This is a genomic window from Paraburkholderia acidisoli (assembly GCF_009789675.1).
GTDB classification, from domain to species: domain Bacteria; phylum Pseudomonadota; class Gammaproteobacteria; order Burkholderiales; family Burkholderiaceae; genus Paraburkholderia; species Paraburkholderia acidisoli.
On sequence record NZ_CP046914.1, the window covers coordinates 592,395 to 612,189 of the forward strand.

Annotated in this window: 15 protein-coding genes; 6 read left to right on the plus strand and 9 right to left on the minus strand. The window is 63.9% G+C overall.

The genetic code is table 11. From position 1 onward, the window contains the following. Positions 1-47: 47 nt before the first annotated feature. Together FAZ98_RS16910 and FAZ98_RS16915 are read right to left on the minus strand one after the other, a co-directional pair. Positions 48-1,289 (minus strand): NAD(P)/FAD-dependent oxidoreductase, encoded by a 1,242-nt coding sequence (locus FAZ98_RS16910; RefSeq protein WP_199272383.1) that lies wholly within the window; start codon positions 1,287-1,289, stop codon positions 48-50. A gap of 223 nt (positions 1,290-1,512) precedes the next feature. After that, positions 1,513-2,820: an MFS transporter gene (locus FAZ98_RS16915; protein ID WP_158952459.1), complete on the minus strand. Its 1,308-nt coding sequence runs from the start codon at positions 2,818-2,820 to the stop codon at positions 1,513-1,515. A gap of 377 nt (positions 2,821-3,197) precedes the next feature. Here FAZ98_RS16915 and FAZ98_RS16920 point away from each other — a divergent pair, with 377 nt between their 5' ends. Continuing rightward, positions 3,198-3,749, plus strand: a complete 552-nt coding sequence (locus tag FAZ98_RS16920) for a nucleoside 2-deoxyribosyltransferase (RefSeq protein ID WP_158952460.1) — start codon at positions 3,198-3,200, stop codon at positions 3,747-3,749. Between the two features lie 13 nt (positions 3,750-3,762). On the opposite strand, the gene FAZ98_RS16925 is transcribed toward FAZ98_RS16920, so the two are convergent. Continuing rightward, a complete protein-coding gene (locus FAZ98_RS16925) occupies positions 3,763-5,427 on the minus strand; it encodes a S10 family peptidase (protein ID WP_158952461.1) in 1,665 nt (554 codons plus the stop codon). Positions 5,428-5,609: 182 nt separating this feature from the next. Continuing rightward, positions 5,610-7,235 carry a S53 family peptidase gene (locus tag FAZ98_RS16930; protein ID WP_158952462.1) on the minus strand — a complete coding sequence of 542 codons (1,626 nt, stop codon included), beginning with the start codon at positions 7,233-7,235 and terminating at the stop codon, positions 5,610-5,612. A gap of 354 nt (positions 7,236-7,589) precedes the next feature. Between FAZ98_RS16930 and FAZ98_RS16935 the strand changes: the two genes are divergently transcribed. Next, complete coding sequence (locus FAZ98_RS16935) at positions 7,590-8,699, plus strand: BMP family ABC transporter substrate-binding protein (protein WP_158952463.1); 1,110 nt, start codon at positions 7,590-7,592, stop codon at positions 8,697-8,699. A 52-nt stretch (positions 8,700-8,751) separates the two neighbouring features. Further along, entirely contained in the window at positions 8,752-9,267 is a 516-nt protein-coding gene (locus FAZ98_RS16940) for a nucleoside deaminase (RefSeq protein WP_158952464.1), read from the plus strand. Positions 9,268-9,302: 35 nt separating this feature from the next. Here the strand turns inward: FAZ98_RS16940 and galU are convergent, their stop codons facing one another. Next, the gene (gene galU, locus FAZ98_RS16945) at positions 9,303-10,193 is read right to left on the minus strand and encodes a UTP--glucose-1-phosphate uridylyltransferase GalU (protein WP_158952465.1); all 891 of its coding nucleotides are present in this window, start codon (positions 10,191-10,193) and stop codon (positions 9,303-9,305) included. Positions 10,194-10,488: 295 nt separating this feature from the next. Continuing rightward, entirely contained in the window at positions 10,489-10,632 is a 144-nt protein-coding gene (locus tag FAZ98_RS35405; protein WP_199272384.1) for a hypothetical protein, read from the minus strand. Positions 10,633-10,838: 206 nt separating this feature from the next. Here FAZ98_RS35405 and FAZ98_RS16950 point away from each other — a divergent pair, with 206 nt between their 5' ends. Beyond that, positions 10,839-11,999: an acyltransferase family protein gene (locus tag FAZ98_RS16950; RefSeq protein WP_158952466.1), complete on the plus strand. Its 1,161-nt coding sequence runs from the start codon at positions 10,839-10,841 to the stop codon at positions 11,997-11,999. Positions 12,000-12,095: 96 nt separating this feature from the next. Here FAZ98_RS16950 and FAZ98_RS16955 read toward each other — a convergent pair whose 3' ends face one another. Genes FAZ98_RS16955 through FAZ98_RS16965 form a run of 3 tightly spaced genes read right to left on the minus strand, consistent with a single transcriptional unit; the run spans position 12,096 to position 18,214 of the window. Next, positions 12,096-14,564 (minus strand): glycosyltransferase family 4 protein, encoded by a 2,469-nt coding sequence (locus FAZ98_RS16955; RefSeq protein ID WP_158952467.1) that lies wholly within the window; start codon positions 14,562-14,564, stop codon positions 12,096-12,098. Beyond that, the gene (locus FAZ98_RS16960) at positions 14,561-16,027 is read right to left on the minus strand and encodes a flippase (RefSeq protein WP_158952468.1); all 1,467 of its coding nucleotides are present in this window, start codon (positions 16,025-16,027) and stop codon (positions 14,561-14,563) included. Before FAZ98_RS16960 ends, FAZ98_RS16955 begins: the two co-directional genes overlap by 4 nt. A 30-nt stretch (positions 16,028-16,057) precedes the next feature. Beyond that, entirely contained in the window at positions 16,058-18,214 is a 2,157-nt protein-coding gene (locus FAZ98_RS16965) for an NHL repeat-containing protein (RefSeq protein WP_158952469.1), read from the minus strand. On the opposite strand from FAZ98_RS16965, the gene FAZ98_RS16970 reads away from it, so the two are divergent. Continuing rightward, a complete protein-coding gene (locus tag FAZ98_RS16970) occupies positions 18,201-18,578 on the plus strand; it encodes a hypothetical protein (protein ID WP_158952470.1) in 378 nt (125 codons plus the stop codon). The two genes, FAZ98_RS16965 and FAZ98_RS16970, sit on opposite strands and share 14 nt — an antisense overlap. 89 nt (positions 18,579-18,667) lie before the next feature. Continuing rightward, entirely contained in the window at positions 18,668-19,759 is a 1,092-nt protein-coding gene (locus FAZ98_RS16975; RefSeq protein ID WP_158952471.1) for an acyltransferase family protein, read from the plus strand. Positions 19,760-19,795: the final 36 nt, after the last annotated feature.

Genomic DNA, 19,795 nt, shown 5'->3' on the forward strand with positions numbered 1-19,795 from the left:
TCCGGAGCGCGGCACGCGGCGCGATCCGGACGGCATGCGGCCATCGCTCAGGCCAGCGTGGCCGCCGCGAATTTGCCGATTTCCGTGGCCGGGTCGCGCAGCGCGTCGAGATCGAGCTTGCGGCCCGTGCCAACGAGCTTCTTGCCGCACAGGAAATCGGGCATCGAACTCACGGCGTCGACCGCCAGCAGTTCACGATCCTTGAGGTAGTACACGGCAAAGCGGCGCGCCGCGGGATCGCCACGCACGACGGTCTCGTCGTAGCCCTCGCAGAGGCCCACGGTTTGCAGCTTGAGATCGTATTGATCCGACCAGAACCACGGCGCGTCGCAGGCGGGACGCGGCTTGCCGACGATGGCCGAAGCCGCGAGCTTTGCCTGTTCGACCGCGTTGTGGACGCTTTCGAGCCGGCCCGGACGGCCGTAGTGCGCGAGCGGACGATGCGCGCAGTCACCGATAGCGAAAACGTCTGGATCGCTGGTGCGCGCGTCGTCGTCGACCTGAATGCCGTTGGCGCAAACGATGCCCGCGTCGCGCGCCAGCGCTTCGTTGGGCAGAATGCCGATGCCGATCAGCGCGAGCGTGGCGGGCACGACTTCGCCGCCTTCGAGCTGCACGCCCGTGAGCTTGCCGTGTTCGCCCACGAGCGCTTCGATTTTGGCGTTCAGACGCAGATCGACGCCTTGCGCGCGGTGTTCGTTCGCGTAGAACGTGGACACCGTTTCGCCGGTCACGCGGCCGAGCACGCGCGGCGCGGCTTCGAGCACCGTGACCGCGTGTCCCAGTTGGCGCGCCGCCGCGGCGGCTTCCAGGCCGATATACCCCGCGCCGATCACCACGAGCCGTTCGCCTGGCTTCACGCGTTCGCGCAGTACGTCTGCGTCGGCGAGCGAGCGCAGCGCCACCACGCCTGCGAGGTCGTGGCCGGGCACCGTCAACGCGCGCGGGACCGACCCGGTCGCGAGAATCAGCTTGTCGTAGGCAAGCGAGCTGCCGTCCGCCAGCGTGAGCGTGTGCGCCGCGCGATCGATCGATTGCACGCCCGTGCCGAGCTTCAGTTCGATGCGCTGCTCGTCGTAGAACGCGCGCGGCTTGAGCCAAAGGCGCTCGATCTCGGCCTCGCCCTTCAAATACGCCTTGCTGAGCGGCGGGCGATGATACGGCGGAACCGGCTCCTCGCCGACCAGCACGATGCGGCCGTCGAACCCGTATTGCCGCAACAGCGCCGCCGCGTTGCCGCCCGCATGCCCTGCCCCGACGATCACCACCGTGCTGCCTTGTGCTTCCATGTCCGCTCCCAGTCATTGATCCGTGGCGCGCGCCGGCGCGCCAGGAACGAGATGATCGCACGGTTTGGACGCGTTAAACAGCGCAGGATCGCCCGCATCGCCGCGCTCGCGAACATGGCGGTCGGAGGAAATCAAAACGCGACGCCGTCGGTCAGGCGAAAAAAAAGCAGCGACCTTTCGGCCGCTGCCTGCTTCACGAGGCTCGCGCTTCGCGCGCGAACGCTCAACCGTTCACGAGCTTTTTCGGTTGCAGCAGCGCCAGCACCGCGCCCAGCACCATCGCCGCCGAGACGAACGCCATGCCCGCGTTCGTGCTGTGCGTGACGTCCTTGAGCCAGCCGATGATCGACGGGCTCACGAAGCCCGCCAGATTGCCGATGGAATTGATCATGCCGATGGCCGCCGCCGCCGAGCCGCCCGCGAGAATCGCGCTCGGCCATGTCCAGAACACGGGCATGGTCGCGAGCATGCCCGCCGCGCCCACCGAAAGCGCGATCATGGCGAGCGGCACGTTCGCGCCGAACACCGTGCTGAAATAGAGGCCCACGCCCGAGGCAAACGACGCGATCGCGAAGTGCCAGCGGCGCTCGCCGGTGCGGTCGGCGCTCTTCGCCACGCCGAGCATGCTGACCACGGCGCAGGCGTACGGAATGGCCGTGAGCAGGCCCACGTTGAGCGCGTCCTTCACGCCGCTTGCCTTGATCAGCGTGGGCAGATAGAAGCTGATGCCGTACAGGCCCATCATGCAGCAGAAGTAGATGATGGCCATATGCCAGACGCGGCCGTTCGAGAACACCGAGCCGATCGACGCATGGCCCTTGCCCGCGTTGTCCTGCGCGATATTCTGCTCCAGCACGGCTTTCTCTTCATCCGAAAGCCATTTCGCGGCGCGAATATTGTTCGGCAGATAAGCCAGCGTGACGATGCCCAGCACGAACGACGGCACCGCTTCGATCAGAAACAGCCATTGCCAGCCCGCCAAACCGTTCGCGCCCGAGAACGCCGCGAGAATCCAGCCCGAGAGCGGGCCGCCCACCACGCCCGCAATGGGAATGCCGATCATGAACAGCGCGTTCATGCGGCCGCGGCGCGCGGCCGGAAACCAGTACGTGAGATACAGCACGATGCCGGGGAAGAAACCCGCTTCGGCCACGCCCAGCAGAAAACGCACGATATAGAACTGCGTGGGCGTCTTGACGAACAACGAGGCCGCCGAAATGATCGCCCACGTGAGCATGATGCGCGCGATCCAGCGCCGCGCACCCACACGGTGCATGATGACATTACTTGGGACTTCGAAGAAAAAATATCCGATGAAGAAGATGCCTGCGCCGAGGCCATACACGGTCTCACTGAATTGCAGGTCGCTGAGCATCTGCAATTTGGCGAAGCCCACGTTCACGCGGTCGAGATACGCGGCAACGTAGCAGAGAAAAAGGAACGGCAACAGACGCAAGGTCGCTTTCGAATAAGCGCCCGCTTCGAGCGTTTGCAATGCGGCCTTCGACTGGCCACCGGCGAATGTATTCATGGTCTCCACATGGTGCAAGACGATACCGCACGGGTATCGCGGGTTGCCTGCCCGATGGCTTTGGTCGGGCTTCATGCTTCGCTGCGTGCCTTTTCGGCAGGCATGAAGCGTGCAACACGATGCCAGCAGGTCGGCGAAAACGAGGGAGTGCGCATGCTACCAGTGAATCCCGCTGGATAGCAGCGCATCACGCAAGGTGCGTGATCGTAGCCATGGACAACATTCGTTGTCAACCGAATGAAAGGCGAACGAGAAAACGCATGCGAAAAACTCACTGAGGCATCCCCGCGCAACGCGAAACTGCAGTCGCGCGAGCGGCGGCGCTAGAATCGCCGATACGACATAAAATTGACTTCTTGCCTGGAGGAACGCGCGCCATGAATATTGCTTCCCCGCCCCGACGTCCGCGCGTCTATCTCGCCGGCTTCGACGTGTTCCGCCGTGACGCCGTCGAATTCGGCGCCCGCCTCGTCGCGGCCTGCGCCGAATACGGCTTCGAAGGCATGTATCCGCTCGACACCGCGGCGCCCGTCGACCTCGACGGCCCGCGCAAAGCCGCATGGATCTATCGCGCGAACCTCGACGCCATTCGCGCCGCCGAGATCGTCATGGCCAATGTCAACGATTTTCGCGGCCCGGGCGAGCCGGATTCGGGCACCGCATTCGAAATTGGCTATGCGGCCGCGCTCGGCAAGGAAATCTGGGCCTATACGTCCGACGCGGGCACGCTGCTCGAACGCGTGCCGTCCACGGCCGCGTCGGCCGGTTCCGCCGATCAATCCGTGCGAATCTGCGAACGCGGGTACGTGGTGGAAGACTTCGGCCTGGCGAAGAATCTAATGATCGCGTGCGCGGCGCGCATCGTGCCGGGCGACGCGCGCGCGTGCCTCGAGGCGATGGCGCAAAACCGCACGCCATCGCCGCGCTAGCCGTACTCGCCGGTCAGTGATGCATGGTGCTCATCGTGCTCATGCGCTGCAACGCACGAATGCGCGCCACCGCTGGCCGGTCCGTCACGGCCGACTGATACAGCTTCGCGAGATCGGCTTTCAGCGCCGTACGCGAACCGCCGTCGAGATACACCATGTGCCCCGAAGGATAGAAACGCGCAACCAGGTTGTCGCGCACTTTCTGGTCGACGAGCGGCATCTTCTGCAAGTCGATCACGGTCTGATAGAACGGCGTGACGAAATCGTAATAGCCATTGGCCGACAGCACGCGCAAATCCGGGTTGAGTGCCATGACCGCAGCCAGATCGCCGGCCGTGTAAAGCACGATATTGCCTTGTGCGTCGGTGCCTTTCTGCGCGCCAGTCGGATCGATATGGCCGAAATTCCAGTTCTTGAACGCCTGATCGTTGAGGTCGGTGAATGACGAATTGGTGCGGAATTTAAGCTGTTCGTTCAGGTAGCTGTTCCACATGGCCGTATAGACGCCGCTCACGGCCGTCATGGTCGGGTCGTTACTGCCCGAATTCGGGTCGATGTCGCCGGCAATGCCGGTATCGATCGCCGTCACGCGGCCGTCGTACGAACCCAGCGCCACGCCTTTGTCTTTCAGCAGCGTAGTGAGAAAGAGTGAGTTTCCACGGCTGTCATAAGCGGCAATGTCGAGATTCCACGACTCCAGCGTTTGCGTGTCGATGCCCGTGTATTGAGAGAGTTTCGTGAGCGCGGCGGCAATGGCCGGATCTTTGGCATTGGGGAATTTCGCCAGGGCTTCGCGGTAGTCGGTACGCGCGAATTGCGCGACTTGTGCCGCGAATGCCTGCAGATCCTTCGGCGCGGGCTTCACGCCCAGGCGTTGATGAAACCACGCGTCCGCGGCGGCCGTGGGCAACGCGCCCACCGGATTGCCGCTTTGCGTGTAGTCGAGTATCGACGATTGCAGCGTGATGCCGTTCAGATCGATACCGTCCTCATGCAGCCGGTATGCGAGCACGCAACTGCGCGCCGTGCCATACGACTCGCCGTAGAGAAACTTCGGCGAATTCCAGCGATCGTTCGCGGTGAGATAGCGCTTGATGAATTGCTTGATCGAATCCGCGTCCTGATCCACGCCCCAGAAGTCGCGGTTGTGATGCGGCGCGATGGCGGCCGAATAGCCCGTTCCCACCGGATTGATGAAGATGAGATCGCTCTTGTCGAGCAGGCTGTCCGGGTTGTCTTCGAGTGCATAGGGCGCGGGCGGCGTGAAGCCCGGCATCGACGTCTTGATGCGTTTGGGCGCGAACGAGCCAAGCAGCACGAACACCGAAGACGAACCCGGGCCGCCGTTGTAGAAGAACGTGACCGGGCGATCCTGCGCCTGCACGCCGTCTTTCGTGAACGCCACGTAGAAGATCTTCGCGTTGGGCTGCGAGCTGCTCGGGTCGACGGTGACGAGATGCCCCGCCGTCGCGGTGTAGGCGATCGCTTCCTTGCCGATCTGGATCGCATGATGCGTAATAGCGGCGTTCTCGGTCATGTCGGTGACGAAGTCGTCGGGACCGTTGCCGTAAGCGATGGGATCGAAGCAGGGCTGGTCGGCGGGACTGCGGTGCTTGCCGTTGCTGCCCGTCGGGCCGGAAGCCTGGCCGTTGCTGGTGGACTGCGCCTCGTCGTTCATGTCGTCTCCTGTGTCGACTGGAGGGAGCACAGCTTCTCGCATCGGAAACATGCAACGCGCATGCACCGGCGCGGTTTTTTCGCGGATGTCGAACTCGCACGTCTTCGTTTCAGGCCGTCGCGCGGCAAGCGGGCGGCGCCATCGCAAACCGCACCGTCCCGCACACCGCGCGACGGCTCATGCTACGCCGACGCGAGCGCCGACGCCACCTTGCTGCCCACCGGCGTGCCGAGCCCCGTGCAGGCGTCCCAGCCGGGGGCGGCGGAGTAGTCGCCGTTGCTGCCGCTCGTGATGTCGTTGAACGCGGCCGGTTGCGCGTAGAGCTTCGCGTTGACAAAGCCCACGGCCGTGCCGCGCGTGGCGTTGATGCGCGTGAGCAGCGCGGCCCACAGCGGTGCGACGGCGCTGGTACCGCCCACGACCGTGTCGGTGCCCCCCACGCGCACCACGTAGCCCGTGGCCGGGTCGGCATCGGCCGCGACGTCGGGCACCCCGCGACGCACGAGCGCGCCCGCCCCGCCGCTGCCGCGCACCACGCGCAAGCCCTTTTGCCACGCGGGCAACGCAAACGTGCTGCTCACGCCGCCGCCCGTCGCGCCGTCGTCGCCGTTGCCGCCCGCGGCGGCGCTGCCCCACACCGTTTCGCGCGTGATCTGGCCGCCCGACGCGCTCACGTGCGTGCCACCGCAGCCGAGCGCATACGGGCTCGAGGCGGGAAAGTCGACATGATCGGCGCCGTCGCTCATGCCGTCCGAGGAGCCGCTGTCGCCCGAGGCCGCGCACACGGTCACGCCGAGCGCGACGGCCGTTTGCAGCGCGTCGTTGAGCGCACTGAGCGACTGCTGCGACCACGAGGATTCCGGCGCGCCCCAACTGATCGAAATGACCGACGGCTTGCGCTGGCTGTCGTGCAGCGCGGCGCTCACCGCATCGACGAAACCGGCCTCGCTGTTGGGCGCGAAATACACGGCAATGAGCGCGGCGGCCGCGAGCGCACCCGCGATCTCGATGTCGAGCGTGACTTCGGCGTCGGGGCCGTTGGGGTCGCCCGTGGGCGCGTTGTTCGCCTGGTCGACGGACACCGCCTCCACGGTCGGCGCGCTCACGCCGAGACCCTTGAAATAGGCGCTCAAATCGGCCGTATCGTAGCCGCCGCCCATTTCGACGAGCGCGATACATTGGCCTTTGCCGTCGCCGGGCGGAAAGTCGTAAAGCTCCGCGAGTTGCAGCGGCGTGAACGAATTGCTCACAGCGCTCGCGGCGCGAATCGGCGGACGAATGGACGGATCGCTCGAGGTGGGCGCGTGATTGAGGCGAAAGTGCGGCTGCGCCTTCGCGCGATTGTCGAGCCCCACGACGGCCGTCACGACCTCGTGCACGTCGTCGGGCAAATGCACGGGACCGTTAGGCTGGCGAAAATGGAATTTGGACTTGCCGACCTGATGCTCGAAGCGTTGCAGATCCACACCGAACGCCGCATTGTATTGCTGCACCGTGCCCGAGAGCACGACGCGCCGCGCTGCCGGATCGGCGTGCGCGACCTGGAGACCATGCGACGTGGCGAATTGCTCGACGCGCTTCACGTCGTCGGCGGATGCGCCGAAACGCCGCTCGTACTCCTCGCGTGAAATAGGCTTGGCCGATGGATCGTTCGACGCGAGTTTGTCGACGAGCTCATGAAATTCCGCCGACGATTGCCGCCGCAGAATCAACACGATGTCGAAATGCTCGGCGGGGTCGCACGAACCAACGCACTGCGCGCCGCCCGGCGTGGGATGGTCGCTGTTTGCCACAGGGTGCCTCGTCATCGCCAATCTCCTCGATTAAGCGCGCGCCCCCTGACGACCGGACATACGGCGAACTCGCCGGTTCCGCGCGCCACGAGGGCACCGCATGCCGTCCGATGCTGCCTGAATATGCGTGAGTTTCATTGCATCCCGACGCATTCTCGCGCATTCGCGAATTTCGCAGTCGATCACGGACGCAAAATCAGTCAGAGGCGAGCATGCCGCATGCCCAATTCGTCGCTACGACGAACACTGCGTTCACCGCATGCTTCCTTTCATATTCATTCCGTTATGGGCGAGATAACGACAGCAAATATTTCCCTAATTTTGGCCTCGCGAACATCGGTTCATTCCCAGCCCGCTCACGGAGACTTCATGAATAACCGCATGGCCCGCGTCCTGCGCGTCGCCCCTCTCGTACTCGCCACACTCGGCGCCGCCTTCTCGATCGGCGCCAGCGCGGCCGCCACGTCGCCTTCCACGCCCATGGGCGTGGCATTCGTCTACCTCGGCAACCCCGGCGACGCCGGCTGGACCTATGCGCACGAGCAAGGCGTGAAAGCCATCGAAAAGCAGTTCGGCGACAAGATCAAGGTCACGCGCGTGGAGAACGTGCCCGAATCCGCCGACTCGGAGCGCGTGTTTCGCGATCTCGCCGCCAAGGGCAACAAGATCATCGTCGGTTCGAGCTTTGGTTTTCAGGACTTCGAACTAAAAGTGGCGAAGGACTACCCCGACGCCGTGTTCATGCACGCGACGGGTTACAAGAAAGCGCCCAACTTCGCGACCTACGACGTGCGCACGTACCAGAGCGCTTACCTCGCGGGACTCGTGGCGGGCTACACGACCAAAAGCAATCAGCTCGGCTTTGTCGGGTCCGTGCCGGTGCCCGAAGTCGTACGCAATATCGACGCCTTCACGATGGGCGCGCGCTCGGTGAATCCGAACGCCAAGGTCAAGGTCATCTGGATCAACAGCTGGTTCGATCCGGGCCGCGAAAAGCAGGCCGCCGAAACGCTCATCGGCCAGGGCGCCGACGTGCTGATCCAGAACACCGACTCCACCGCCACGATGCAGACCGCCGAACAGAAGAAGGTCCATGCCTTCGGCTGGGATTCGGACATGAAACAGTTCGGCCCGAACGCCCAGTTGGGCGCGTGCGTGAGCTACTGGGGCGTGTATTACTCGCATCTCGTGCAGCAGGTGATGGCCGGCACGTGGACCAATGCGCCCGTGTGGTGGGGTCTCAAGGAGAAGGCGATCGATCTCGCCGACATCAACACGAACGCGGTCTCGCCCACGGCGCTGAAGGCGCTAAACGCGAAGCGCGACGCCATCGTGGCGGGCACGTTCGATCCGTTCGCCGGGCCAATCAAGGATCAAGCGGGCACGATACGTGTGGCAGCGGGAAAATCTCTTTCGGATACCGAACTACTTCGCCTGAACTGGTTCGTGGAAGGCGTGGACGGCGCGGTGCCGAAGTAAACGCCCTACGATTTCGCTTTCGATCCAGATTTAAAACACCAGGAGACACGACATGACGACACTCACGGCCGCTTCGGATTCATCGCCCACGCGCGAGCAGATCGTGCGGCATTTGCGGCACGCGGCGGCCGTGGGCGAGCGCGCGGCGTCGTTCGGGCATCACCCGTTCGGCGCGATTCTCGTCGGCCCCGATCACGAAACCGTGCTCATCGAACAAGGCAACGTCGACACGGTCAATCACGCGGAGGCCGTGCTCGCGCGCATCGCCGCAATGAATTTCAGCGCTGGGTATCTCTGGCATTGCACGCTCTATACGTCGGTGGAACCGTGCTGCATGTGCGCGGGCACCGCCTACTGGGCCAATATCGGACGAGTGGTATTCGGCCTGACCGAGACGCGCCTGCTCGAAGCCACGGGCCGCCACGAAGAAAACCCGACGATGAGCGTCTCGTCGCGCTACGTGTTCGATCACTGCCAAAAGGCCGTCGACCTGATCGGACCGGTCGAGGAAGTGGAAGAGGACGTGATGCGCGTGCAGCGCGCATTCTGGCAGGCGCGCGGGCACTGAGACCCGCGCGCCGTTTCATCAGAGCAACGCGCGAATCAGGCCGCCGCGGCCAGCGCGGCCGGCAAATGCGCCTGCAAATAGGCTTCGAACTCGTCCTTCACCTCGGGGTGACGCAGCGCGAATTCCACCGTGGCCTTGAGGTAGCCGAGCTTGCTGCCGCAGTCGAAACGTGTGCCCATGTAGCGATACGCGAGCACCTGCTCTTCGGCCAGCAGCGACTGCACGGCGTCGGTGAGTTGCAGTTCGCCGCCCGCGCCCGGCTTCAGCGCGCGCAGATGCTGGAAAATGGTCGGCATGAACACGTAGCGCCCCACCACGCCCAGGTTGGACGGCGCGTTTTCGGGCGCCGGCTTTTCCACGATGCCCGAGAGCTTGAAGACGTCTTCTTCCCATTCACGGCCGTCGACAATACCGTACGACGCGCTATTCTCGCGCTCGATGGCTTCCACGCCGATCACCGAGCTGTGATAGTGATTGAACACGTCCACGAGCTGCGTCATGACGGGCTTCGGGCTGTACAGCAGGTCGTCGGCGAGAATCACGGCGAACGGACCGTCGCCCACGAGCTTTTCCGCGCACAGCACGGCATGCCCGAGGCCGAGTGCTTCGGCTTGGCGCACGTAGAAGCAATCCACGTTGGCAGGCTTGATGCTGCGCACGAGGTCGAGCAGCTTCTGCTTGTTGCGGGCTTCGAGCTCGGCTTCGATTTCGTACGACTTGTCGAAGTGGTCTTCAATGGCGCGCTTGCTGCGGCCCGTCACGAAGATCATTTCGGTGATGCCCGCCGCGATCGCTTCTTCCACCGCGTATTGAATCAGCGGCTTGTCGACGATCGGCAGCATTTCCTTGGGGCTTGCCTTGGTGGCCGGCAAGAAGCGCGTGCCGAGGCCCGCAACAGGAAATACCGCTTTGGTGACTTTCAGCATGATGTCTATTCCCAGATCGTTCGTTTGAGTCAAGTCTTGCAGCGAGGCAAGCCGGCTTCCCCTCGTGGGGGCTGCTAATGCAGTTCTTGTGATGCGGGATAATTTTCCGCCTGCACCGCCATGACCGCGAGATATGGCGGCGCGACAGGTCAATCCAGAAAACGAAGTGTGAGAACTACCGGAAATTCTTGCCAATCGCATTAATAATCGGCACGAATTGCCTGAATAAATCAGTGATGCATTTTGACGCGGAACGCATTGCTGGTGCAATTCGTCCGCAAGAAAGAATCGCTTCTTACTCGACTTCGTCGGCGGGCGGCAATGCGCTCGACCGCGTGCGCGCACGCCGGATCGGCTCGTTGCGCAGGGCTTCGCGATACGCGGAAACCGCTACGAGTATCAACAGCACGGCCACGCCGGCCAGTAAATGCAGGTTCATTGGAATCTCCAGCGATCATAGGCGATCCCCTTCAAAGTAGCATCACAAATCCCACAAATAAATCGCCAATTTTTTAAAACGTATTTCTTTCTGTATCCGTCTTTTTTTGCGACTACATTTTGAAAATCTTTTACCGCTTTTTCCCTCGCGCGCGACGCCTATGATCGCGAAGTCATCGACCCAAGGACCGGACGCGCCGGACAAACATGAGCGATCCCGCACTCGAAGTGGCACTGCCGCCTGCAACCGTCGTGCCTGCCGCCGCCGCGCGTCCCAAGGTGGTCGCAAGCGAGCATATGATCGACGCCATGCGCGGCTTCGCGGCCCTGCTGGTGGCCTATTTCCATTGCCGCCAGGTTACATGGATCGGCATGGGCGCATTCCACCGGGCTCACGCGAGCCTCGCCGATCCCGGCACGATCGCCGCGTGGCTGACCTTGCCCATTGCATGGGGCTCGGCGGGCGTGCCCATCTTCTTCGTGATCAGCGGCTATTGCATTCATCGCAGCGGCGCGGCCCGGCTACTCGCGAACCCGAATTTCACACTCGATGCGCGGCAATTCTGGCTGCGCCGCTTCGTGCGCATTTATCCCGTGCTGCTGGCCGCCCTGCTGCTCACGCTGGCCGTCGACTCGATCAGCCTGGGCGTGCTGCCCGTGAGCCACAAGATCAACGACATCGGGCTGCAATCCTTTCTGGTCAACCTGTTCTCGCTACAAGGGATTGCCGGTAAAACCTACGGCTCGAACGGCGCGCTCTGGACCCTCTCGCTCGAAGTGCAGTTCTATCTGCTCTATCCGCTGCTGTTCGCCGCGCGCCGCCGCTTTGGCTTGCATGCGGTGCTGGGCGCGGTCGCCCTCGTCAATCTCGTTTCGGCGCTCACGCTGCAACGCCACGACGTTGTGATCTTCACGTCGTTCTGGTTCTCGTGGATGCTGGGCGCCTGGATCGCCGAAGTGCATCTGCGCGGCGGCTCCGGGTTTCGCCTCGCGTATGCCGCTTCCGCCCTGTTCGCCGTGGCCGGTTGCGCGGCGTTTCACTTCGGCCAATATGGCGCCTTTCAGCTATGGGCCGCCGCCTTCGCGTGCTATCTCGTGAAAGCACTGGGCCGCCCCGTCCTGGCGGGCGGTGCGCTCACCGCGTGCTTCTCGAAGCTCGGCGAGTTCAGCTACTCGCTCTATCTGATTCATCTGCCGCTATTTGTGCTGCTCGGCTCGCTGCTGTATCGCTCCTCGCTGCAAACGTCGATCTGGCCGTCGTTCGGCTTCACGCTCGCGGTATTGCCGGTGGCGTGGGTCTTCTACCGCCTCTTCGAACGCCCCGCGCTCAATGTGGCGGCGCGACTGCGCAAACGCGTCGCGGGTTGATTCGAGCCATTCCAACGATCCCAACGAAGCAAAAAAGGGCGGCCCGCCAGATGCGGACCGCCCTTTTCCATGGTGCGCTGAATTGATCGGCGCCGCTTATTTACCGCGCGCCACCACGTCGTCCAGCACCTTCTCGACCGCCTCGACATATTGCGCCTTGCCGAAGCGCGCGCGCGCCGTTTGCAGGCCCTGTCCGGCCAGCCGCTCGCGCAATAGCGTGTCGTCGTGCAGTCTGCCGAGCGTCGCGGCCAGTTCGCTCGCGTCGCCCGGCGTGCAGAGCAGGCCGCTCTTGCCATGCTCGACGATCTCGGTCACGCCGCCGTCGCGCGACGCCACCACGGGGCGCTGCGCCAGCATGCCCTCCACCACCACGCGGCCAAACGGCTCGGCCGTAATCGAGGTATGCGCGATCACGTCCACGGCCCGCATGCACGCGGCAATGTCGTTGCGGAAGCCAAGGAAATGCACGCGATCCTGCAGGCCGTGCGTTTCCACGAAAGCTTGCAGCTCCGCGGCGTAATCGTCCTCACCGAACAGCGGCGCGCCGACGAATACCGCATGCGCACGCAGCTCGTGCAGCAGCGCCTCGAGCAGCACATGCTGTCCCTTCCAGCGTGCGAGACGGCTGAATGCGCCAACCAGGAACGCGTCTTCGGGCAAGCCGATCTGCAGCCGCAACTGCCGCTGCGAAGCCTGCGCGAGCGCGCGGAACGGCGACTCGTCCACGCCGTTGTGCACGACGTCGATGCGGTCTTCGTCGAAGCGCGTGAGTTGCGCGAACACCTTCGCGGAGGCATGCGAATTCGCGATCACGTGGGCGAGGCCCAGCTTCGCGCAACCCTTGATGATCGCGCGCTGCACCCGGCCGAAATGCTCGGCGCTCACGATGTCGCGCAGATGCCAGACCACCGGCTTGCGCGCGAGTTTGCCGGCGATCACGCTAATCACCATGGCGCGCTGCGTGTTGGCGTAGACCACGTCCGCATCGCGCGCGCGGCGGCGCGTTTCGCGCACGAGGCCCGCCACGCCCTTGAGCACGCCCAGACGCGGCGCCGTGCCACCATCGCGGCGCACGTTGCGCAACGCGCCCGACTCGATCACCTCCACGTTCGCACCCGCGGCATCGAGCGCCTCGCGGAACGGCCCGTCGTTGAACAGCAGCACATCCACGCGCGACTGCAAGCCTTTCACCACTTCGAGCAACGACAACTCCGCGCCGCCCAGCACGCCGCTCTGGTCGATGGCGAGCACGCGCGGCGCGTCGGCATGCGGGTCGATCTCGACGGGCGGCGCGCCATGCGCCGACCCCGCTCGCGTGATCGACGGCACTGCTTGCGCCACGCGCGCGAAGAACTGCTCGCGGAAATGCGCCGACGAAAAGCGCTCGGCATTGGTGCGGCAGTCCTCGGCGCGAAAGCGCGCGGGATTCGCTTCGAACGCGCCCACGGCCGCGATGATCGCGTCGGCGTCCTGCTCCTCGAAGAAGAGGCCCGTGGGCCGTGAGCCGCTGTCGACCACGGTTTCCAGCGCCCCGCCCTTGCCATAGGCAATGACCGGCGTGCCGCACGCCTGCGCTTCGACCACGGAAATGCCGAAGTCTTCCTCCGCCGCGAAGACGAAGGCCTTCGCGCGGCGCATGCGATCGTGCAACACCGCGAACGGCTGATAGCCGAGCACCTCGACGTTCGGGCCCGCCTTGGCGCGCACCTTCTGCATGTCGGGACCATCGCCGATCACCACGAGACGCTTGTCCGGCATGCGTGAGAACGCTTCCACGATCAGATCGATCTTCTTGTACGGCACCAGCCGCGAAGCCGTCACATAGAAGTCTTCCTTTTTCGTCTGGACTTCGAACGAATCGATATCGACGGGCGGATACACCACTTCCGCATCGCGCTGATACACCTTGTGAATGCGTCGCGCGATGAAGTCCGAATTGGCGACGAACTGATCGACGGAATTCGCCGTGCGCACGTCCCAGTTGCGGATGTAATGCAGAATCAGCCGTGCCAGCATCGACTTCGGGCCACGCGTGAGTCGCGACTCCTCGAGATACTGATGCTGCAGATCCCACGCATAGCGGATCGGCGAATGCACGTAGCTGATGTGAAACTGGTCCGGTCCGGTGAGCACGCCCTTCGCCACCGCGTGGCTGCTCGAAATCACCACGTCGTAGCCGGAAACGTCGATCTGCTCGATCGCGAGCGGCATGAACGGCAGGTACGCGCGATACCGCGTGCGCGCCTTCGGCAGGCGCTGAATGAACGAGGTCGTGGCCCGCTTGCCGCGCAGGAACGTGCGGTCTTTCGCGTCGACGAAATCGACCACGGAGAACAGGTCCGCGTCGGGGAAGCACGCGAGAATCTGCTCCAGCACGCGCTCGGCGCCCGCGTAGGTCACGAGCCAGTCGTGCACGATCGCCACCCGTGGCGCGCGGCCGGTATGGCGCGTGAGGGGCACGAGTGCGTTGGCCTCGGCAAGTCGTGGAGCGGTGAGATCGCGCCGTTTGAGCGGCGCGATGCTGCTTTCGGACGAGGCCGTTTCGTCGATCAGTTCATGACTCATGCGCTTTTCCGTAGATTCAGTCGAAACAGGAGGGAACGGGCGTAACCGCGCAGCAACGGCGTCGTTGCCACCGACCACACCACGTTGGCGAGTGCCAGCACCACGCCCGCGCCGATCGCGTACCACGCGTCCGGCAGCCACCATGCGAGCGCGAGTGCGGCAGCAAGAAAACTCAGATGGGCGAACATGTCGACGAGGATCGTGCGGCTATGAATGCGCGCGAGCCACAACAACACCACGTAGTCGAACAACGAGCGGAACAGCACCGCCGCCGCCGCGCCCGGCAAACCGAAACGCGCAATGCCGAGCCACAGCAACCCCGCGAACAGCGGCAGTTCCACGAGCCCGACACGCGCGGCGGCAGCCGGATTGTTCTGCGATTGAATGAGAATGCGCGTGACGCTCGCCTGCCCGATCAGCCACACGGCAATGATGAGAAAGCGGCCCACGGGTGCGCCATGCTCCGCGATCACGGGGCCGACCCACGCGCGCAGAAACGGTTCGAGCACCACGATCGCGCCAATACCCACGGGCGTGAACACGCCGTTGAGAAATTGCAGCGACTGCGCGGCCACTTCATCCGCATGCTCGCGACGCAGCGCGGAAAGGCGCGGGAACAGCGTGCGCACCAGCGCGTTCGGCACCATGTTCAAACGCGTGACGAGGTTTTGCGGCACCGTGTAGTACGTGACGAAACGCGCGCCCAGGCCCGCGCCCAGCATCATGCGGTCGAGCGAATCAGCCACCATCGTCGTGATGCTCGCGATCAGCATCCAGCCACCGAAGCCGAACAACGCCTTCGAGGTGTCGAGACGCGGCCGCTGCATCTTGCGAATGCCGAGCACGCGCAGCGCCGAGCGCCCGAGCAGCACGGCCGCCACGAAACGCGCCAGCACGGCGGCGGCAATCACCGTTTGCAGATTCGGCGCGAACACCCACGCGGCGCCGAGCGGCAGCAACTGGAACAGGAAGGTGCCGAGCGTCTGGTTGGTGTTGTAGATACCGAAGCGTTCCGCGCCGTTGATCGCGCCCGCGAACACCCACGAGACGTTCGCGATGGGAATCGCCACGGCCAGCCACGGCAGCGCGAGATAGACCTCGTGGCGCATGGCCGCCGAAACGTGCGTGAAATACGCCGTATAGAGCGCGCCGCCCGAATAGATCAGGATGCCGCCAATCGCGCCCGTGACGAAGTTGAGCCAGAACGCACTCCAGAACACGCGCTCGCAGGCCTCCGTGTCTTTCGAGGCCCACGCCTTCGAAATATGATTCTGCGCGGCCATGCTCATGCCGAGATCGAGCACGCTGAAATAGCCAATCAAGGCCCACACGAGCGCGATCACGCCGTAACGTTCGACACCCAGCATGCGAATGTACGACGGCACCGTGACCAGCGACACGAAGGTCGGCAGCACGAGACCGAACAGATTGATCGCGACGTTACGCAGTATTCCTTTATCCATGGGATTTCCCGTTGTAGCGGCCGTGCTTCATCAGGCCGGTTTCCAGCGGTACATGAGCACCTTGCCGCGCGCATCTTCCTCGACGAACACGAGGTATTCGCCGTTCGCCTGACGATGCGCGCTGATTCCGAACGGCACGTCTACCCAGCCCGAGGCGTGTCCGACCTCGGGGCCCGGGCCGAACGTGCCCACTTCCTTCGCACTGTCCTTGTCGTACACATGCACGTTGCCCGCGGGTTCGACCACGAACACGTACTGCCCTTCGACCGTGAGTCCCGCTGGCGTGACGGGCGGCTTCGCGTGCGGATCCCACGGCAAACGCAGCATGTAGCGCTGCTCGGGATGCCCGCTCGTCCACTTGTCGTAGCGCACCAGCACGCGGCCCGCTTCTTTCCAGAAGCCCGGATCGTGCGGCGCGTCGGCGGTGTAGCCGGTCACGTAGAGCGAGTCGGTTTGCGGCTCGTAAATCGCGCGATGCACTTCGGTAAACGGCGCGGGAATCGCGTACTTGTCGAGCTTGTCGTAGCTGTAGATGGGGTTGCCCTTCGCGTCGAGTCCGCCAAAGCGGAAGCGCCAGATCCCCTTGTCGTCGCGCGCCCGCCAGATGTCGCCGCGCGTGTCGACCCACCAGCCCCAGCCGCCGCCGAGCTTTTCGCGCGACGGATTGCGCGTGAATTCGCTGCTCTCGAACGCACCGTTGCCGTTCGTGTCGCGCCAGATCCAGTCGCCGCCCGGCGGTGCGTTCGGCACGTGCAGCACGGGACGTTCGCGTCCCGCGATGAAGCCCGAGGGAATCGCGGTTTCGCCGTCATGCTGCGCATCGAAGCGATAGATCTTCAGATGGTCCGCATACATGTCGGTGAGAAAGAGGAACGTGTGCCCATTCAGCGCGCGCGCCGTCGGCAGGCCCGGCCACTGGTCCGTGTGGAAGACGGGATCGTCGGGATAGCGGAAACGGTTCGACAGAAAGCCCACGTAACGCGAGTCCTGACCAGGCGGTTTCGAGAGATCGAGCTCGAAGCGCTTGTTGCCCGTGTACACGCTATCGGGCCGCTGCGGATCGACCCACGCGCCGTCCACGAACAGCAGTCCTTCGAGATTCCACAGCCGCTTGCCCGCGGGCGAGTAGGCCTCGAGCGTCGCGCCGAGCCCCGCGCCAATGCTGTCGTGCTGCGGACCAATGCCGTTCGTCGACACGTAGATGTTGCCGTGCGCGTCCGTGCCCACGCCGGTCAGGCCGTTGAAGCGGCCCGGCCCCGGCCGCCCCGCCACGCCCGCGAAAATGCCGCCGCGTTCGCCGAGCGTCGCGCTCTGCGCCCACGACTTGCCGTTGCGCGTATAAATGAGGATCTGCTGGCGCGGGCCGTTATCGGCGATCAGGATGCGCTGCGAGGCATCCACGTTGATGTCGACGGCGTCCGCGTCGTCGGGCAGCTTGAGCGCGTCGTCGAGCGGCTTGCCATCCGCCGAAAAATGCTGGACGTACGGGCCTTTGTCGTCGTTCGCGCCCGCGAGCACCCAGAGCGAACCGTCACCCGCGAGCGCGATGCGGCCCGGCGCCCGCACGTCGAACTGCGACTTGCGCTGCATCGAGTTCGCATCGTAAATCTCGATGCGATTCATCGACGTGTTGCTGACATAGAGCGTCGAATCCGTCGCGGCGAGTCCGCCGATATCGGCATGCGTGCCCGTGGGCACATCGGCGATCTTCAGGAACGCGCCCGCCAGTTGCGCGTGCGGATTCAGCGGATCGGGCGAGGCCTGGAACGCAGCGGCTCGCTTAGGCTGATCGAGCGGCCGGCGCGTCACGCCGAACCACTGGCGCCCTTTCTCCGGCCAGATGCCGTTGCCAACGAGATGCCCTTTCTCGTTGCCCACGCCCACGGCGGCATACAGATAGTGCTGATTCACGGCTACGGCATTGCCGCCCGCGCCACCCCAGCCATGCGTGCCGCCCGCGAAACCGAGCGCCTTGCCGTCCTGATACGCGCTGATCTCCGCCCCGCTCTCGTCCCACGGCGCGTTTGTATAGACCTTGCCTTCGGGCGTCACGGCGATGGCGGTCACGTTGATCTGCATCCACGTGCCCTGACCATAACCGTAGGTATTGCCGATCCACGAAGTCGTAACCTGCAATTGCGGCGCGGCGATCGTCTGCACCGACGAGGTACAGATGAACGTGCACATCGCGGCCAGCGCGAACGTTCTGCGCAGGCGGCGTTCAGGATGTGCGCGGCGCTCGAGTGGCAGCGTCGGGGACGGCGTCCGTGGCGACTTCAGCGGCAAGGCGAATTCCTCCGGTCTGGTAACGGCAATCTGCTCGGATCATGCCGTACAAACCGCGCGAAAAATCTCCCCGCAAAAAGCGAAAATAATTCAAAAAAATTCAGTCTCCAATCCGGCTTTTTTGCGCGCAACGGCAATAAATACTGATGCGCCGCACCATCACACGCACGGCCTTACCGATAAGGACTTTTTGCGCCATTACAGCGCCGTCGAGAGGCCAGAAATGGTGCATTTAACGCAATTAAAAATACAAACTCACAATTAGAGATATTTCGATTTTTTGACGCGCTTTTTGACCATTAAATTCTTCCTAGAATCGTTCGCACTGCGCATGCAACATCAACCGGATAGCCGATGACCGTCGACCGCCCTCTTGACTCAGTGAGCCCCGCTAATCATTCCCACCGCATCGTCCAGCTCGACGGCCTGCGTGCGATCGCCGTGCTCGCCGTGTTCGCGCAGCACGCCTTGCGCGCGCCGCTGTGGATGGGAGTGGATTTGTTCTTCGTGCTGAGCGGCTTCCTGATCACGGGCATCCTGATGGAGCGCAAGTCGCGCGGCCAGTCCTACTTCAGCTACTTCTATGCGCGACGTGTGCGCCGCATTCTGCCGCCGTATGTGTTATTGCTCGTCGTCTCGTCGATCCTGTTCGGCTTCGGCTGGGCGCATTACTGGCCGTGGTACGCGTTCTTCGCCACCAATATCGGCGACGCGCTGGGACAGAGCGGCCACGACAGCCTGAACATTCTCTGGTCGCTCGCCGTCGAGGAACAGTTCTATATCGTCTGGCCCTTCGTGGTGTTGCTGCTGCCGCGCCGCTGGCTCGCCATCGTGGCCGCCGCGTTGATCGTCATCACGCCGATCCTGCGCGCTGTCGCCACGCCGTGGTTCGACACGTATTGGCCGATCTACTACCTCACGCCGTTCCGCATGGACCTGCTGGCCGCGGGCGCGCTGCTCGCCGTGCTCGTGCGCAACGACCGCAACGCACTCGAACCGCTCAAGATTCCGGCGGCCGTGCTGTTCTTTCTGGCGCTGGCCGCGCTGGCGTGGCTGCATCTGCATTACCCGCGCTTTCGCGGCATGAACACGCCCGCCTCGAACGCACTGCTCTACAGCATCTCGCTCGTGCTGTGTACCTCGGCGGTGGTGTACGCGCTGCAATCGAAGGGCATCGTGCGGCGCGTGCTCAGTCATCCCGTGCTCGTGTACGTGGGCACCATCAGCTACACGATCTACCTCATCCACCTCACGATCCTCTACGCCCTGTGGCCGCATTTCGGCCGCCTGGCGAGCGCGGGAATCGGACTCGCGATCACGCTGATTTACGCAAGCGCGAGCTGGTTCCTGTTCGAACGCCGCCTCACGCGCGGGCCCAACCGGCGTGCCCACACCACGCCGGCCACGCTCGGCTCGCGGGTGAACTCCACCAGCGCGCAATCGTGATTCCCTTCCCCGTTCGCTACTTCAAAAGGCACATCA

Excerpts from the sequence above, each read along its gene's own strand:
- FAZ98_RS16930 (WP_158952462.1), bottom strand. The coding sequence starts at position 7,235 with ATGACGAGGCACCCTGTGGCAAACAGCGACCATCCCACGCCGGGCGGC.
- FAZ98_RS16955 (WP_158952467.1), bottom strand. The coding sequence starts at position 14,564 with ATGAGTCATGAACTGATCGACGAAACGGCCTCGTCCGAAAGCAGCATC.
- FAZ98_RS16915 (WP_158952459.1), bottom strand. The coding sequence starts at position 2,820 with ATGAATACATTCGCCGGTGGCCAGTCGAAGGCCGCATTGCAAACGCTC.
- FAZ98_RS16935 (WP_158952463.1), top strand. The coding sequence starts at position 7,590 with ATGAATAACCGCATGGCCCGCGTCCTGCGCGTCGCCCCTCTCGTACTC.
- FAZ98_RS35405 (WP_199272384.1), bottom strand. The coding sequence starts at position 10,632 with ATGAACCTGCATTTACTGGCCGGCGTGGCCGTGCTGTTGATACTCGTA.
- FAZ98_RS16920 (WP_158952460.1), top strand. The coding sequence starts at position 3,198 with ATGAATATTGCTTCCCCGCCCCGACGTCCGCGCGTCTATCTCGCCGGC.
- FAZ98_RS16960 (WP_158952468.1), bottom strand. The coding sequence starts at position 16,027 with ATGGATAAAGGAATACTGCGTAACGTCGCGATCAATCTGTTCGGTCTC.
- galU (WP_158952465.1), bottom strand. The coding sequence starts at position 10,193 with ATGCTGAAAGTCACCAAAGCGGTATTTCCTGTTGCGGGCCTCGGCACG.
- FAZ98_RS16910 (WP_199272383.1), bottom strand. The coding sequence starts at position 1,289 with ATGGAAGCACAAGGCAGCACGGTGGTGATCGTCGGGGCAGGGCATGCG.
- FAZ98_RS16970 (WP_158952470.1), top strand. The coding sequence starts at position 18,201 with ATGAACGTGCACATCGCGGCCAGCGCGAACGTTCTGCGCAGGCGGCGT.
- FAZ98_RS16940 (WP_158952464.1), top strand. The coding sequence starts at position 8,752 with ATGACGACACTCACGGCCGCTTCGGATTCATCGCCCACGCGCGAGCAG.
- FAZ98_RS16965 (WP_158952469.1), bottom strand. The coding sequence starts at position 18,214 with ATGTGCACGTTCATCTGTACCTCGTCGGTGCAGACGATCGCCGCGCCG.
- FAZ98_RS16950 (WP_158952466.1), top strand. The coding sequence starts at position 10,839 with ATGAGCGATCCCGCACTCGAAGTGGCACTGCCGCCTGCAACCGTCGTG.
- FAZ98_RS16925 (WP_158952461.1), bottom strand. The coding sequence starts at position 5,427 with ATGAACGACGAGGCGCAGTCCACCAGCAACGGCCAGGCTTCCGGCCCG.
- FAZ98_RS16975 (WP_158952471.1), top strand. The coding sequence starts at position 18,668 with ATGACCGTCGACCGCCCTCTTGACTCAGTGAGCCCCGCTAATCATTCC.